Origin of the sequence: Borrelia sp. P9F1, assembly GCF_030436115.1 — a bacterium.
Taxonomy (GTDB): domain Bacteria; phylum Spirochaetota; class Spirochaetia; order Borreliales; family Borreliaceae; genus Borrelia.
Window position 1 is genome coordinate 654,724 of the sequence record NZ_CP129407.1, and the last position, 15,095, is coordinate 669,818.

General features: G+C 33.2%; 12 protein-coding genes and 2 tRNA genes. 8 read left to right on the top strand and 6 right to left on the bottom strand.

Annotated elements, in window-relative coordinates:
- The first annotated feature begins 19 nt into the window (after positions 1 to 19).
- Positions 20 to 388, top strand: a complete 369-nt coding sequence (locus QYZ68_RS03175; protein ID WP_301384128.1) for a hypothetical protein — start codon at positions 20 to 22, stop codon at positions 386 to 388.
- A 28-nt stretch (positions 389 to 416) separates the two neighbouring features.
- Here QYZ68_RS03175 and cdd read toward each other — a convergent pair whose 3' ends face one another.
- Positions 417 to 863 carry a cytidine deaminase gene (gene cdd, locus QYZ68_RS03180; RefSeq protein ID WP_301384129.1) on the bottom strand — a complete coding sequence of 149 codons (447 nt, stop codon included), beginning with the start codon at positions 861 to 863 and terminating at the stop codon, positions 417 to 419.
- A 108-nt stretch (positions 864 to 971) separates the two neighbouring features.
- Between cdd and QYZ68_RS03185 the strand changes: the two genes are divergently transcribed.
- Positions 972 to 1,931: a DHH family phosphoesterase gene (locus QYZ68_RS03185; RefSeq protein WP_301384131.1), complete on the top strand. Its 960-nt coding sequence runs from the start codon at positions 972 to 974 to the stop codon at positions 1,929 to 1,931.
- On the opposite strand, the gene QYZ68_RS03190 is transcribed toward QYZ68_RS03185, so the two are convergent.
- Positions 1,921 to 3,465, bottom strand: coding sequence for a glycoside hydrolase family 3 N-terminal domain-containing protein (locus QYZ68_RS03190; protein WP_301384132.1), 1,545 nt, complete (start codon positions 3,463 to 3,465; stop codon positions 1,921 to 1,923). The two genes, QYZ68_RS03185 and QYZ68_RS03190, sit on opposite strands and share 11 nt — an antisense overlap.
- Positions 3,466 to 3,962: 497 nt before the next feature.
- Here QYZ68_RS03190 and QYZ68_RS03195 point away from each other — a divergent pair.
- Positions 3,963 to 4,036, top strand: a tRNA-Met gene (locus QYZ68_RS03195).
- A 21-nt stretch (positions 4,037 to 4,057) separates the two neighbouring features.
- Positions 4,058 to 4,603 (top strand): DJ-1 family glyoxalase III, encoded by a 546-nt coding sequence (locus QYZ68_RS03200; protein ID WP_301384133.1) that lies wholly within the window; start codon positions 4,058 to 4,060, stop codon positions 4,601 to 4,603.
- Between the two features lie 21 nt (positions 4,604 to 4,624).
- On the opposite strand, the gene QYZ68_RS03205 is transcribed toward QYZ68_RS03200, so the two are convergent.
- Positions 4,625 to 5,845 carry an acetate kinase gene (locus tag QYZ68_RS03205; protein ID WP_301384134.1) on the bottom strand — a complete coding sequence of 407 codons (1,221 nt, stop codon included), beginning with the start codon at positions 5,843 to 5,845 and terminating at the stop codon, positions 4,625 to 4,627.
- Positions 5,842 to 9,219 carry a transcription-repair coupling factor gene (gene mfd, locus QYZ68_RS03210; RefSeq protein WP_301384135.1) on the bottom strand — a complete coding sequence of 1,126 codons (3,378 nt, stop codon included), beginning with the start codon at positions 9,217 to 9,219 and terminating at the stop codon, positions 5,842 to 5,844. Before mfd ends, QYZ68_RS03205 begins: the two co-directional genes overlap by 4 nt.
- A gap of 96 nt (positions 9,220 to 9,315) precedes the next feature.
- Here mfd and QYZ68_RS03215 point away from each other — a divergent pair, with 96 nt between their 5' ends.
- The 3 genes from QYZ68_RS03215 to QYZ68_RS03225 all read left to right on the top strand — a co-directional run bounded on the left by QYZ68_RS03215 (position 9,316) and on the right by QYZ68_RS03225 (position 12,450).
- A complete protein-coding gene (locus QYZ68_RS03215; protein WP_301384136.1) occupies positions 9,316 to 10,278 on the top strand; it encodes a hypothetical protein in 963 nt (320 codons plus the stop codon).
- Positions 10,241 to 12,295: a LysM peptidoglycan-binding domain-containing protein gene (locus QYZ68_RS03220; protein WP_301384137.1), complete on the top strand. Its 2,055-nt coding sequence runs from the start codon at positions 10,241 to 10,243 to the stop codon at positions 12,293 to 12,295. The genes QYZ68_RS03215 and QYZ68_RS03220 overlap by 38 nt, the downstream gene beginning before the upstream one ends.
- 83 nt (positions 12,296 to 12,378) lie before the next feature.
- Positions 12,379 to 12,450 (top strand) — tRNA-Asn (locus tag QYZ68_RS03225).
- On the opposite strand, the gene rnmV is transcribed toward QYZ68_RS03225, so the two are convergent.
- Positions 12,419 to 12,985 carry a ribonuclease M5 gene (gene rnmV, locus QYZ68_RS03230; protein ID WP_367317280.1) on the bottom strand — a complete coding sequence of 189 codons (567 nt, stop codon included), beginning with the start codon at positions 12,983 to 12,985 and terminating at the stop codon, positions 12,419 to 12,421. The genes QYZ68_RS03225 and rnmV overlap by 32 nt on opposite strands.
- Complete coding sequence (locus QYZ68_RS03235; protein ID WP_301384138.1) at positions 12,986 to 14,254, bottom strand: M18 family aminopeptidase; 1,269 nt, start codon at positions 14,252 to 14,254, stop codon at positions 12,986 to 12,988. It abuts the gene before it with no gap.
- Between the two features lie 86 nt (positions 14,255 to 14,340).
- On the opposite strand from QYZ68_RS03235, the gene QYZ68_RS03240 reads away from it, so the two are divergent.
- Positions 14,341 to 15,066: a hypothetical protein gene (locus tag QYZ68_RS03240; protein ID WP_301384139.1), complete on the top strand. Its 726-nt coding sequence runs from the start codon at positions 14,341 to 14,343 to the stop codon at positions 15,064 to 15,066.
- Positions 15,067 to 15,095: the final 29 nt, after the last annotated feature.

Here is a 15,095-nt window from a genome sequence, read left to right on the forward strand (position 1 = left end):
GTTTCAAGTTTGGAGATTTATGTTACAAGCGCAGTTTTTTATTAAAAAATGTAAAAAAGCTATATCTACAGATGATATTTTAATCAACAATGTGAAGGTTGTTGAGGGTGTTTTTTATGATTTTTTTAAAATTTTTAATAAAAAATCTTTAGAGAGCGTATTTAGTTATTATTATGAAAATTTTGAGCCTGATGAGGGGATATATGCCTTTATTAACAAATTTTTACCAATGATTAGCTTTCTGTCTCTGGAGAGTGTAGGATACGAGTTTAATGATTACGAGAAAAAGCTCATATTAGAGGTGTTTGACTCTTCTGCTGAAACCCTAGATGCTAATAAGCTAAAAGAACTAGCTAGCGAGATTGTGTCCCTTGGTATACTAAATTGACCTTCCTAGACAGCCCTTAAGCTGTGTGCTACTCCTTAAGATAGATTCTTGACAGTTCTTCTTTGTCAAATGGAATCCTGAGTAAATCCCGGAGTACGTAAGTTTTCAGAGCAGTCTGATTAGAATTGAATGTGAGGGGATTTGTTATGAATATCTTAGTGTCCTCGTCGAAAAATTCTGACATTACCTGAAGGCATATTGCACATGGAATGGTTTCCGGAATTGTTGAGAGTAGCATGAAATCTATTTTTTGCGTTCCAACAGACGATACCATATTTACAATAGCGCTCCTTTCTGCACAGCAGGTAGCACCAAAGCTTGCATTTTCAACGTTTGAACCTTGAAAAAATAAATTGTCCCTAGTCTTGAGGCAAGCTCCCACTTTAAAGCTTGAGTAAGGCGAATATGAATTACTTCTCGCGACTTCAGCCATCTGAAACGCTTGTCTAATCTGATCTTTATCACTGCTATCCAAATAAAAACCTCATCCTCTATTCATGTTGCCTAATTATAACACTTACTTATGATTTTGAACAAAACTTTCAAATTTTTAATTGTATCAAAATTTTGTTAATATTTGTTTATGTTAGTTGCTATTGAATTTATTAAAAGATACGATAATTTTATTATCATTGGGCATAAGGACCCTGATTTTGATTGTATTGGTTCGTCCTTAGCTTTAGCTTCTTTTTTATCTAGAATAGGTAAGAAATCTATTATGCTTAATGAGGGGCCTTTTGTCAGGAGAGAAATAATTCCTCTTAAGGACAAGTTTTTATCTCAATGGCCCAATATTGACTCTTCAGATCATGCTGTAATCATTTTAGATTGCTCCATTTTTGACAGGATAGGAGATGAGTTTGTTTTTTATGTAAAGGATATGCCTATCCTTGTTATTGATCATCATGCTTCGGGTGATAAGTTAGATGTTCCCAGTTATATTGATCCCCTAGCACCCTCAACTACTTTTTTGATTGAGAAATTAATTAGGAAATTTGGATATGATGTTACAAGAGAAGAGGCTTGGTATATTCTGGTTGGATTTTGCACAGACACAGGGTTTTTCAGGTTTTTGTCAAACAGTGACCCTGAGCCTTTCGAAATGGTAGCCAGGCTTGTTTCTAAGGGGTTAAGTCTTAAGGATGTTTATAGTTACATTGAGGCCGTTAAGAGCTTATCTTCAATAGATATCCTGAGATCAATGTTAAACAACCTTAAATATTATTTTGATGGAAAAGTTTTAGTTACTGCTTTGCCTTTCGATGCAAAAAAAGACACTAATATTAGTGGAGTTAATGAGCTATTTTATGCATTGCTTAGTAATGTTGAAAATAATGAAATATTAGTTATCTTAAAAGAGACGGAAGATGGTTCTATTTTAGCTGGACTTCGGTCTAGGGAATATTTTGATGTTGGGGAGCTTGCTAAGTCTTTTGGAGGAGGAGGACATAAGCATGCCAGTGGGTTTAAGATCAAAATAAGCTCTTTAAACCTTTTAGAAAATCAGATTATCTCATATATAAGGGAAGGACTTAAGGATTAAGATTTGTTAAAGGAATTACTCCCTTTGGGTTAAATTCTTTCGTTAGAGTTAAGAACCCTGATTTAAAAGCTAGTGTTGTTGTGCCATAGACTACTACTATGTTCTCTATCCAGTCTAGATTTTTGATGTGTTGAGGTGTAAGAGATACAATAATGCTTATTTTGTCTTTGTATTCTTTTAAATTTTCTATGTAATTAAGGCTACCAGGAGTTGAAAGATTGAAAATAACTTGCTCGTGTTTTTCAATTAGTTTTTTAATTTCCTGAAGTTTATTGTAGTTAATACCGTTTAAGGGGTAGTAATCATAGTAATAACTGGAGCTGTTTTGAAATATTTTTCTTCCTTCTGAAACCATTTGGTAGTAGGGTGATACTAATAGTGTTTTCTTATGCCTTGAAACTTTTTTTTCTAGCCTAATTTTTGTTATTCCTCTTAATGTACTCTGCTCAAAAAACTTTTTAGCCTCATTTGTGGGTATTTCTTGTGTCTTTTTGTAGTTTGGATAAATGTTTACTTTATTTTTCCCCTCTTTTAAATATTTTAACTTGATTCTAAGTATTCTTTTATTGGATTTAATAATATTTCCTCTTATCTCATTATCTTCTTTCATAAGGGCCAAGAGTCTGTTGTAGGCGTTGCTTTGTAAATTTTCGTTTAATGATATTAATAAAATATCTGTTTCTGTTCTGATAATCCTTTCAATCGTATCATAGATACTTTCATTTTTATGTCTCACGGCGTTCATTAATAAATCATCTGTTACGATCAAATTATTATATTTTAATTTTTCCCTAAGAATTCCTTTTAAAATTTTAATTGATGATGAGGCGGGTATCTCTTCGCCGTTTGTAAGCATTGGGTAGGCCAGGTGTCCACTCATTATTACTGGAATATTTTCCTGTATTAATACTTTGTAAGGCAATAGTTCATTTTCGAGCATCTCTTCTAAATTTGAATTTATTATTGGCATTTTTGTATGAGAATCAACAACTGTATTTCCATGCCCCGGGAAATGTTTTGCTGTTGAGATCACTCCAGCTTGTTTTTGTCCTTTATAAAATGCCAGAGCAAATAAAGCAACTATTTGTGGATCATTTGAGTATGCTCTTGGCCCTATTATGAAGTTGTCTTCATGAGTGTAGACGTCAACTATGGGTGCAAAATTTAGATTGATTCCAAGGCGACTTAATTCATCTGCTATGTAATATCCCGTGAGGTAAGAATCATTTGGCGAGAGAGTAGCCGTGATACCAAGGTTTCCTATTGTTTTTGAGGTCTTTAGTTTTATGTGCTGTGCCCATCCACCCTCTTGGTCTGTAGCGATAAATAGGGGAATTTTAAATCTATTTCTTTGAGACATTACTTGTGCTTTATTTATGCTATCTATTAACATGGGCAGGCTTCCAGCATTCCATCCAAAGATTTTTATGCCGCCCAGATTTTTGTCTTTAATAAAGTTAAGAGTAAAGTTTGTTATCTGCTCTCCCGGATAACTTATCATAAACATTTGTCCTAGTAGTTCTTTGTCGCTCATTTGGTAGACTATTTTGTTTATTAATTTTTCCTTAGCTTCCGTGTGCCAAAAATCATATGAAAAGCAACTATTACTAATAAAAAAGAAACAAATACAAACAATTTTTTTCATATAAATCATACTAATATTTTATTTTTATTTTTGATGCTCAAGCGTAGCATGTTGCTTAATTGCTTTACTTAACATTCATGCTTTGTTGTTTTAATAACACTTAAATCAAAAAATAGGACCGTAATTCTGTCTACATATTTCCCCAATGCACATTGCCGTTAAATATATCAATCATAATTCTATTATATTTTTTTCAAATAAAAAATGCTTATTTTATTAGGGGCGTTAAGGTCGGTTAATACAAGTTTAATTTTACTTTTATGAATTTAAATCTTGTTATATTTATTGATACTGAAATTTTTGATAAGAGCGAGACATTCATGGTATATGCAATTGTTGTTGTATTGACAAAACATTTTTGAATTTATACACTTTAAGGGCCGTAAGCTGATGTAGCTCAGTTGGTTAGAGCACTCGGCTCATATCCGAGTTGTCGTGGGTTCAAGTCCCTCCATCAGCATCAATCAAGGAGTTTTTTGTTATGAGAGTAGCTGTTATGCTTGCAGATGGCTTTGAGGAGATTGAGGCTGTTGTTCCAGTTGATATTTTAAGACGAGGTGGCGTTGATGTTAAACTTATCAGTTTAAATGATGATAAGGCTGTCACGGGTTCTAGAGGAGTTTCCTTTTGGGCAGACGAGAAATTGTCAGATTGTGGTGCAGATGATTTTGATTTAGTCATACTTCCTGGGGGGATGCCGGGTGCTAGCAATCTTTTTGAGTCTAGAGAATTAGATAAGATTTTAAGGGATATGAAATTAGGGGGTAAGTTTATTGCAGCTATTTGTGCTGCCCCAGCTGTTGTGCTTTCTGCTAAGGGGCTTTTGGGAGCGAACAAATTTACATGCTATCCGGGATTCGAAAATGGAGTTATGGATGGTGAATTTGTGGACGAAAATGTTGTTATTAGCAATAACTTTATCACCTCTAAGGGGGTAGGTACGGTCTTTGAGTTCGCTTTTGCCTTACTTGAGCTTGTAAAGGGAGTGGGAGTAGTTGAGGATGTTAGACAGAAAGCCTTGCTGTAAATCAGAATATCTGTATTAAAACTAGAGTGGGTTTTCTTGTGAGCATAGTGTATGAGTATCCTCAAGAATAGAGAGTTCTTCGTTTGTTGGCAGTACAAGTATTTTTACTTTACTGCCTTCGCTTGAGATGTCAGATTCTATGTCTTTTCTGAAAGCTTGATTGTTTTTCTTAAGGTCTATTTCTATTCCTATTTTTTCAAAACCTTTCAATGCTAGTTCTCGTATTCCATAGTCTGTGGTGCCAACACCGGCTGTGAAGACGATTGCATCTAGGTTAAAATCTAGAATTGCAAGGTAAGAGCCAATGTATTTTTTTATTCTAAATGCCATCAGTTCAACAGCAAGTCTAGCATTATGATCACCATTTTCCACTTCTTTCCAAATATCTCTTAAGTCATTCGATTTACAAGACACCCCTAGCATACCACTTTCATTATTAAGAATCTCTTCTATCTCTTGTGTTGTCTTCTTAAGTAATCTACTCATTAAAGGAATAATTGAAGGATCAATGTCACCACATCTTGTACCCATAACGAGCCCTTCAAGTGGAGTAAGTCCCATGCTTGTATCATATGACAGGCCGCCTTTAACAGCATTAATGCTGGCTCCATTACCCAGATGCAGTATTATTAAGTTTAGATCTTCACGGTTTTTCTTAAGAATTGTAGCAACTCTTCCTGTTATGTATGAGTAAGATAATCCATGAAATCCATATTTTCTAATGTTGTGGTCTTTGTACCAAGAATACGGTGTAGCGTATAAAAATGCTCTCTCATTCATGCTTTGATGCCATGATGTATCAAAGCATAAAACCTGTTTTGCATCCGGCAGTATTTTAAGTGTTGCTTCTATGACTTTAATGGCGGCTGGATTATGAAGAGGAGCAAGGTGAGATATCTTCCCCAGCTCGGCTAGGACATCTTTATTAAGTAATACTGAGTTTTTAAAATTGGAGCCTCCATGGACAATTCGATGTCCTATTGCATAAATTTCATTTGGGCTGGCTAGTATTGCTAATTCTTCGTTTGTTAAAGTCTTGACCACCTTTCTTAATGCTTCTTCGTGTGATTTAATCCCAGCACCTTTCTTCTCTTCCACTCCGCATCTAGTTTTAATCTTAGTTATTGATTCTCTTTCTTTTATCTTTTCAACCACACCAGATACTAACACTTGCCTATTTGCGTACTCGTAGAGTGTAAATTTTAATGACGAACTTCCTGTATTAAGTACCAGTATTTTCATTCTCTAATCCCTGCTAATAAGTTAAGTTTTTCGTATATGTAGTTAATTTTGTCTGTCTCTCTAGTGTTGTTTAAGTTTAGGAAAATTGAGTTTTTATACTCTGGATTTATTTTTAATGTGGTAGGATTGCCTTTTATTATTTCCATTATTTTTTTAACAGGAATGAGTTCTGTATTTAAATATTCAATTTCCAGCAATTTGTTTCTCTCTTTAAGGCTTGAGATGTTGAGTTTTTTTGCAAGTATTTTCATTTCTGCTAGCGTAAGTAGGACGTTTAGTTCTTCAGGAATAGAGCCGAATCGGTCATAAATCTCAGCTCTTATTTTTCTATTTTCTTCTTCACTCTGAATGCCCGAGATTTTTTTGTAGATTAACATCTTGTCCTGCTCATTTTCTGTGTAACTATCGGGAATAAACCCATTGTAGTTAATCTCAACGGAGATCTCTCTTTCTTGAGAACCCCTTCCCATTCGATGTGCAATTGCCTTGTGTAGCATGCCTAAGTAGCAGTCTAGACCAATTGACTCAATTTCTCCATGTTGCTCTCTTCCAAGTAGATTCCCAACACCTCTTATTTCCATATCTTTCATTGCAATTTTAAAGCCAGCTCCAAGTTCGGAAAATTCAGATATTGAACGTAGTCTTTCAACAGCACTTTCATTTAAACTTAACCCTTCTTTATATAAAAGATAAGCAAAAGCTTTTTGTGAACTTCTTCCAACTCTTCCTCTTAGTTGGTATAGTTGTGAGAGTCCGAATCTATTAGCATTGTTAATTATTATTGTATTTGCGTTTTCAATGTCTATTCCATTTTCAATTATTGTTGTAGCTAGAAGTATTTGATATGACTTGTTTATAAAATCGTGCATAATGTTTTCAATTTGATCGCCTGTAAGTTTTGCATGAATGATTGCAATTCTCGCATAGGGAATTATTTTTTCCAAAATTACCTTTATTGAGTCTAGCTCCTCAATGTTATGATGTACGAAGAAGACTTGTCCATCGCGAGAAAGTTCATGTTCAATTGCATGTTTAATTAAGGCTTCATTAAATTCTTCTACGTAAGTTTCTATTTTAATTCTGTTTTTGGGTGGAATTTTCAAGACGGATATGTCCCTGAGTTTAATTAATGACATATGGAGAGATCTTGGAATGGGGGTCGCTGATAACGCAAGGCAATCCACGGATATCTTTATTTCTTTTAAGTTTTCTTTTTCTCTTACTCCAAATCTCTGTTCTTCATCAATTATGATGAGTCCTAAATCTTTATATATTAGGTTCTTGGATAATATTTTGTGTGTTCCAATTATTATGTCAATCTCTCCCATCGCTAAGTTCTTAATAATTTCCCTTTCTGTTGATTTTTTTATAAATCTGCTCATCATTTCAATTTTGATTGGGAAATTTTTGAATCTTCGTTTAAATGTGTTAAAGTGTTGTTCTGCTAGGATTGTTGTTGGAGCAAGTATTGCCACTTGTTTCTTGCCCATTACAGCTTTAAATGCAGCTCTCATTGCTACCTCTGTTTTGCCAAATCCAACATCCCCACACAAAAGTCTATCCATTACTTTAAAGCTCATCATATCTTCTTTTATTTCTTCTATTGCAGTCAATTGATCTGGAGTTTCATCATATGGGAATTCTGACTCAAATAATAATTGCCATTCGTTATCTTGAGGATATTTAAATCCCTTAATGCTTTCTCTTTCTGAATAAAGTGCAACAAGTTTATCTGCTATGTCTTCAATCCTTTTTTTTGCATAAGCTTTTTTCTTTTCCCATGTTTTTGAACTAATACTGTCCAGCTTTATGCTTGGGATATTGTTTCCAATATATTTTTGAATAAGATGTGTTTGCTCAATCGGAATAAACAATTTTTCATTATCGGCATATTCAATCTCAATGTAGTCTTTTTCAAGGAGGCTTGTTTTAATTCTCTTTACCTGTCTAAATATCCCAATGCCATGGTTTATATGTACAACATAACTATTTTTTTCAACCTCAACAAATGAATCAATGACCTTTGTTTTTGATGATTCAAAATCTTTATTTATTTTTTGTTTTCTGTTAAATATGTCAGACTCAAGAATAATAGCTATTTTTGCTTTGTTAATTATGAGTGAACTGGATATTTTTAGAACTTCAATTTTTATCTTCGGAAGATCCTTGAATAGGTATTTTAGTTTTTCCCTTTGTGATCCAGATTCTGCTGCGATTATTACTCTAAATCCGTTTTTTATCCAGTTAGTCATTTCATTTTTTGCAAGTATGATGTTTGAAAAAAAGCTAATATTAGTTTCAACTTGAAATTCTATGAATTCTTCTGTTTGAATATTTTCGGGTTTTGAAAAGAAAATATTAGTTTTTAATTTTAAATCTTTTAAGTTCATGAAAATTTTTTTTGGTGCAATTGTCTGGTTTCCCGTCTCTATTGCCTGACTGTAAAGCTTTTCATGTTCTTTGTAAATTTTTTTTGTCTCTTCTTGAAAGTTTGAGAGCTCGAAGTTGATAATGGGAGTATCTTTATCAATTTCCTGGGTTAAGTATGTATCTCCTATTAATGAATAAAAAAGTTCTTCTGATTTAGCACTGTGTCTTGACTTAATGTCTTTAAATAATGCTTTGTATTCATCTTCTTTTACTTGTTGTCCTAGCTTGTTTATGTTTGAGTCGTTCCATATGATTTCTTTCCTAGGTATGATTTCAAATTCAGAAATTTCATTTCCTTCTTTTAGTTGTGTAAAGGGGTTAAATGCTTTTATTTCTTCTATTTTGTTAAAATTTAGGGAAATTCTTACCGGTTCTGTTTTAACAAATGAATATATGTCTATCACTTCTCCCTTTATGGTAAATTCTCCGGGTAGTGTGACTCTTGTCGTTTGTTCATAGCCTAGCTTTATAAGGGTTTTTTCCAGTGCCTTTACGTTGATTGTCTTTTCTTTCTGAATTTTATAGATGTTTTTAAATAGATTTTCTTTACTAGGAATTTTACCAAGAAGAGATTTTATTACAACAAGATAGATGCCAGGGTTATTTTCATAAAAATTGATTAAAAATTTTACTCTTTCGCTAAAGACTTTACTTTTTGAACTAATTCCTTTGTATGCAAGGGAACTGAAGTAATTTAGTTCGTATACTTGATCTGTGATTTGCAATAAATCGGATTTGATTTTGTCTGATATATTTTCGTCTTTAACTACCAGAATAACACTTTTGTTCTTGCTGTATTCTTTTATTTTATTTATTAAAAAGGCTTTAAAAAAACCTTCATATCCTACTAATGTAAATGGTGCTCTTTGTTTGCAGAGTTGTTTTACTTTTTCTAACTCATAACCATCACTTAGTCTGGTAGTTAATTCTTTTTCTATATCCATCTTTTACCTTTTTGTTCCTGTAGTTTAGTATAATATTATATATTATAGTTATTATCGGTTTCTTTACGTATAATGTAAGGGGTTTTTGGGGAGTTTATGGAATTTAGAAAGTTATTTTTGTTTTTGTTCCTTGCTTATGTTCCTGTTGTTCTTTTTTCTAGAGATTACAAGGGTCTTGATTTTAAGATAAAGTTTTTTAATCAATCAATATATCGTATTAACAGTAATATTTCTGTTGAGGTTTCACTTGCTAACTTATCTGATGATTTAATTGCTCTTGAAATGGGAGACATTAATACTTTTGGATTCGATTTCGATGTTACAGATACTACTAACATGAGAGTTAAGAGACCTATTGAATACGTTAAGGATAGATCAAAGAATGTTGCGATTCCTGTTAGAACGCTGACTTTAAGACCTAATGAAAAATTTTCTGTAGTTATGAGCTTAAATCAATTTGTACAATTTGATAAGGATGGAGTTTATTTTATAAAGGGTGTGTTCTTCCCAGACATTTCGGACTTGCAAAAACGAATAGAATCTAATGTTGTTACATTATTTTTAAAGCCTAGGGTGGATGATGTGGAAGAGAAGGTAGATTTTTCCAATATCGCATCCAATCATGAGATACAAGGTGTTTTAAAAAGAGTAAATTTGTCTCCTGACAAGATTGTTGAATATTTGTTTGAGGCATTGCGTCTTGGCAAGAAGGAAAAGTTTTTCTTGTATATTGATATTGAGAGTTTTATTTTAAATGATCAAAATAAAGCATACATTTATGAGCAAGAATTGAAGTCGGGTTCCAGTAATATGTTAGAGGAGTATAAGGAATATTTATGGAGTGGTAATGGTGCTGACATATCAAGGGTTCCTAGTAAGTTTTCTATTATTGAAACGACTTATACAGATTCTACGGGGAAAGTCACTGCTGACTTGTATTTTGATGATGGGCATTTCTATATAATTAAGCGCTATACCTTTTTCTTCAAAAAGTATGATTTTTATTGGATAATTTACGATTATGCCGTTCAAAATATTGGGGTTAAGGAGAAATATTAAGTATTTAATTTTTAAGATTAAAGAACTTGGTATTTTTTTGTGGATCATAAGTTCCCTAGGTTTATATGCGAATTTTAAACATGAGGTGGTTAAAGGGGATACCCTTTATTCTATTTCTCTTAAGTATAGGGTTCCAATAAAAGACCTTAAAAGAGTAAATAACCTTGGTTCTGACAGTATTGGATTGGGGCTTGTATTAATTATTCCAAGGCCCTCCGAGGAACATAAAATTGTTAAGAAGAGCGTTGAAGAACCTGGTGTTAGAAATAATGTTAGTTCTGGTTCGAAAATTCATGTTGTAAAAGAGAATGATACTGTTGAGGCAATAGCAAATCAGTATAGGATTAAAGAGAAGGAATTACTTGCTTGGAATGATTTAAGTTCTAGGCATGTTAAGGTTTCCTCTAAACTAGTCGTAAGTGAACCTGATTTTTTGAGGCCATATGTGGTTAAGAGAGGTGATTCGCTTTCCCAGTTAGCTTTGGATTTTAATATTAGTACTGAAGACATTATGAGGTTAAATTCTTTAGAGGATCAAAATTTAATAATCGGGCAGAAATTATACTTAAAGAAGGCCTCCGGTAATATTAATTTTCATTATGTAAAAAGGGGCGAAACTCTTGGTAAGATTGCATATATTTACGGTGTGACTCCCAAACATCTCGTTAATCTTAATGGGGAGAAAGCAATAAACTTAAAGGCAGATTCCATTTTGGAGGTTTCAAAGATTATTGGAGAGAGTTTGTCAAGCATTAGGGATGTGATTCCGAAGTTAAAAAAGAGTAGTAAGGATTTTATGCTACATGAAGTATCTGTTGGGGAAACTCTTTATAGTATCGCACGTAAATATGGAGTTCTGATTGAAGAACTTAAGAGATGGAATAATTTAAGTGGAAATAATATTTCTTATAAGCAAGAACTTAAAATTTACGATAAACAAAAAGAATCCAATATTGCTAGTAAAAGTTCAAGAGATTCTGTGGAAAAGATTAGTGACTCTGGGAGTAAAGTTAGAGCTCTTACAAATGTTCCTTCTGCTAAGAATAAAAAGTTGGATTTAAACTTTTCCAATGTTTTAGGTAGAAGAGATTTTTTTGATGTAAGTGCTTTAGTGATTCTGGATCCTAAAATACCGATATTTGAGGTTAATGGAGATTTTTATTATTGGTATAAACCTAAAAAAATAAACCAACCGAGTGAATTTTATTCGGAGGATTGGCGCTCTCCGCTTAATGCTTATAAGAAGGCAAGTCAGCTTTTTAAAAGTTTTGAAAGTCTTGTTAAGACTAGACCAGTTAAGAATAATAAGCTTAAAAATAAATTAATAATTATTGATCCCGGCCATGGGGGCCTTGATCCTGGTGCCATTGTTAAGGCTAAAGACGGTCTTGGTAATGAAATTTTTGTTGTTGAAGACGAATATGTTTATGATATTGCCTTGAGGCTTTATGTGTATCTTAAAGAGTATGGAGCTAACGTTGAGCTTACTATTTTAGCTCCCGATCATTTAATTAGAGACAGCGTGTCTGCTAATAATACATTTGTCAATGTTAAGAATGAAGTTTATAATGACTATGATTTAAATAAGAATGACACAGTTGATTCTTGGATAAGTGGAACCCAGGAGGGATTAAAGAAAAGGCTATCCGTTGTTCATAAATTTGTAAATAAGCATAAAAATATTGATGAGAAAGATATTCTGTATGTTAGCCTGCATGCCGATAATAGTGTAGGAGCACCCCGGAGCATGGGGTTTTATTACCAACATGAAGAAGGTAAGAGTTCGGATTTGCATTCTAAGTCTGTTATTGAAAAAATCACACAAGGACTTAGGAGAAGTTTCTATATTAAGGGACAAAATCTTTACGTGCTGAAGAATAATATTGTTAAGACTAGATTTTTGGTTGAAGTTAGAAATTTGGCATTTGATGAGGAGGCTTGGGCAATCAGGTTTGCCAAATTGAGAGATCAGGATTCCAAGATACTTGCGGATGCTATTTTGAAAATCTTTTCTTAAGACTAGATCCACTATTTTCTAGAAAAAATGGCCATTTAATTGACAAAAAAAAGTCAATTTAGGATAATACTTTTAGTGTTTGTTCCCCTATAGCTCAGTGGTAGAGCGGGTGGCTGTTAACCACTAGGTCGGAGGTTCAAGTCCTTCTGGGGGAGTTTTTTGTTGAGTTATCTCTTCTATTTCTTCTCTTTTGATTTGAAAATAATTGATCCTTTCGAGTAGTCTTTTGTTGTTTCCATTTCCTAATTGGAAGTGCCTTTGTATCTTCTCTCTTCTTTCTCTAGATTGGCTTCCTGTGAGTCCGAGTTCTATTAAATCATTTAAGGTAATACCCTCCTTAGCTTCTTTATTGGAAAAAGTGGCTACTTTTGTTAAAGCTTTTATTATTTCAAGACCAGAGGACAGCTCAACTTCTTTATTTTTACTTTCAAGATGAGCATGCTTAACGTTGTCCTGATTTGAACATTTTAGTCTCTTAAGTATCTGTTTCCTAATTAAATCTCCTGACTTGTCGCTATCAGTGAAGATAATTATTCCATTTGTTGCCAGCGCTCGCTTGAGCACATTGATAGTATCTGATTTAATATGAAATCCACCAGTTTCAACTACAGTACACTCAAATAGTTCTTTTATTCTCCTAGCATCATCTTTACCTTCAACTACAATGATCTCTTTTATTATTCCCAGAATTTAATTCCAATTTTCAAAAAATGATCTAAGTAACTTTATTGCATCTATGTGATCCGATATTGCGATTGTTTCTCTTAAAGAGTGCATTGCCCACATTGGAGTTCCAATGTCTATGGTTTCAATACCCGTTTGGGCGTTTGTAATGGGTCCAATTGTGGTTCCGGCATTAACATTTGCTTTCAATATTATTTCTTGAACTTGAATGTTATTTTTTATGGCCAATGATTTAAGCTTTGCACATCCGCTTGCTGTTGTTGCATACTTAAAATTAGCATTACTTTTAATCGTCACACCCTTCCCTAGGCTTACTTCATACTTTGGGTCATGTTTGTCCGTGTATCCCGGATGAACACCATGCGCAGCATCCATTGAAATGTGGAATGACTTGTTTAACTTTATTAAGTGTTCTTCTCTTCCTAAATTTAAAGCATGATTAATTCTTTCTAACACTTCTGTTAATAGTTGTGAATCAGCCCCTCTTGAAGTTAAAGATCCAATTTCCTCATTATCGAAAAACACAGCCACTTTATTTTTACTGTTGTTTGTGTGCACGAATGCATTCATAACGGCATGACAACCAGATTTGTTATCAAGATTTTTTGATGATAAAAATTCACCTTCGCTACCAATGATTTTAGAAGTTTCAGATGTTGTAAAGATTAGATCACAAGATAGAAAATCCTTCTCCAATATGTTGATCCTTTCTAGGATTGTCTTCTTAATGCTTTTCTGGAGGCTAGTAATAACTACAATGTTTTCGTGTGTATCATACGCAAATCCTTCATTAACCTTGCGGTTTAGGTGAATTGCAACATTTGGTATAATGCCAATGTTTTCAATCGTTATTAGTTCTGAATTAATCATTCCATCTTTATTGAAATACACAACTCCTGCTAAAGTTAAATCTCTGTCAGTCCAAGTTGAAATGATCGGTCCTCCATAAACTTCAATGTGATTTGAAAATACATTTCCTTTATTCTTTGTGGATTCTATTTTAAGTTTTAATCCAGGGCTGTCAGAGTGCGCTCCTGCTATCAAGAACGGTTCCTGTTTTTTATCCGTATTGATATTAAATGCAATAAGAGAAGTGCCTTCTTTTTTAATGTAGTAATATCCTGTTTCTAATTTCCATTTATCATCAAGTTTTAATTCCCTAGCATTAAGATAATGTATTAGTTTTTGTTCAATGTAATTTACTAGATGATATGGAGTTAGGCTTGTATCTAACAAATTTTGAAAATATGATATATCTAAGGTTTGGTCATTCATTGTTGGCGTCCTCCCACTGTTTCGGCTTATTGTTTTTATAGTTTATATATTATTATAATGGTTGGTATGTATATAAAGGAGATTAAATGAAAAATTTTAGTAAATTGTTGCTCATATCCTTAATATTGATTTCTTGTACGGCAAGTACAACAGTTGATTTGAATAACAATATGAGTGGAACAGTTTCAGTTGTATTTAACGTTAAGCCGGAGTTTGAAAAAATAAGAAGAGAGCTTGTGGCCACCCTTGGGGGCGAGGAAGTAGCTAGAATGCCTCTTTTTCCTGTAGATGAGATAAGAAAATATTTTCAAGATCTGGGGGAGGATTCGGGTCTAAAGCTTTCAAAGATTAAAGAGAAGGGTGATTCTCTTGAACTTGTTATTGAATTTGATAACTTGAGTAGAGTTCTTAAAGATTATTTAGAAAAAGAAACAATGCCACTATTGAAGGTGGCTAGCAAAAATGGCAAAAATATTATTGATATTGACATTAATATAAAAAATGTAACAAAGATTATTAACGATAATAAAGCATCAATAAATGACGCTCTTGCAGCACTTCTCCCATCAGAGGAAGTTCCAATGACTGAGAAAGAATACAGAGATGTTTTAGTCTACTTTTTGTCAGATTTTACTAGTAAGGCGGGGGAGCTTATAGATAGCTCTAGCATTAAAATTAAGATAAAGACTTCAAGAAAAATTCAAGAACAGTTCGGATTTAAGCAAACTAGTTTAAATAGCCTAGAATTTGAATTGGATATGGTTAAGGGTTTGAGTCTAGAGAATCCAATAAGATTGAGATTAGTTTATTAAATTCCTTTATTGTGAAGAGAGTAAGGGAA

What these genes read in the sequence shown, in the direction of transcription:
- QYZ68_RS03205 (WP_301384134.1), bottom strand. Translation starts at nt 5,845, where the DNA reads ATGAAAATACTGGTACTTAATACAGGAAGTTCGTCATTAAAATTTACA.
- QYZ68_RS03190 (WP_301384132.1), bottom strand. Translation starts at nt 3,465, where the DNA reads ATGAGCGACAAAGAACTACTAGGACAAATGTTTATGATAAGTTATCCG.
- QYZ68_RS03220 (WP_301384137.1), top strand. Translation starts at nt 10,241, where the DNA reads ATGCCGTTCAAAATATTGGGGTTAAGGAGAAATATTAAGTATTTAATT.
- QYZ68_RS03175 (WP_301384128.1), top strand. Translation starts at nt 20, where the DNA reads ATGTTACAAGCGCAGTTTTTTATTAAAAAATGTAAAAAAGCTATATCT.
- mfd (WP_301384135.1), bottom strand. Translation starts at nt 9,219, where the DNA reads ATGGATATAGAAAAAGAATTAACTACCAGACTAAGTGATGGTTATGAG.
- QYZ68_RS03185 (WP_301384131.1), top strand. Translation starts at nt 972, where the DNA reads ATGTTAGTTGCTATTGAATTTATTAAAAGATACGATAATTTTATTATC.
- QYZ68_RS03240 (WP_301384139.1), top strand. Translation starts at nt 14,341, where the DNA reads ATGAAAAATTTTAGTAAATTGTTGCTCATATCCTTAATATTGATTTCT.
- QYZ68_RS03235 (WP_301384138.1), bottom strand. Translation starts at nt 14,254, where the DNA reads ATGAATGACCAAACCTTAGATATATCATATTTTCAAAATTTGTTAGAT.
- QYZ68_RS03200 (WP_301384133.1), top strand. Translation starts at nt 4,058, where the DNA reads ATGAGAGTAGCTGTTATGCTTGCAGATGGCTTTGAGGAGATTGAGGCT.
- QYZ68_RS03215 (WP_301384136.1), top strand. Translation starts at nt 9,316, where the DNA reads ATGGAATTTAGAAAGTTATTTTTGTTTTTGTTCCTTGCTTATGTTCCT.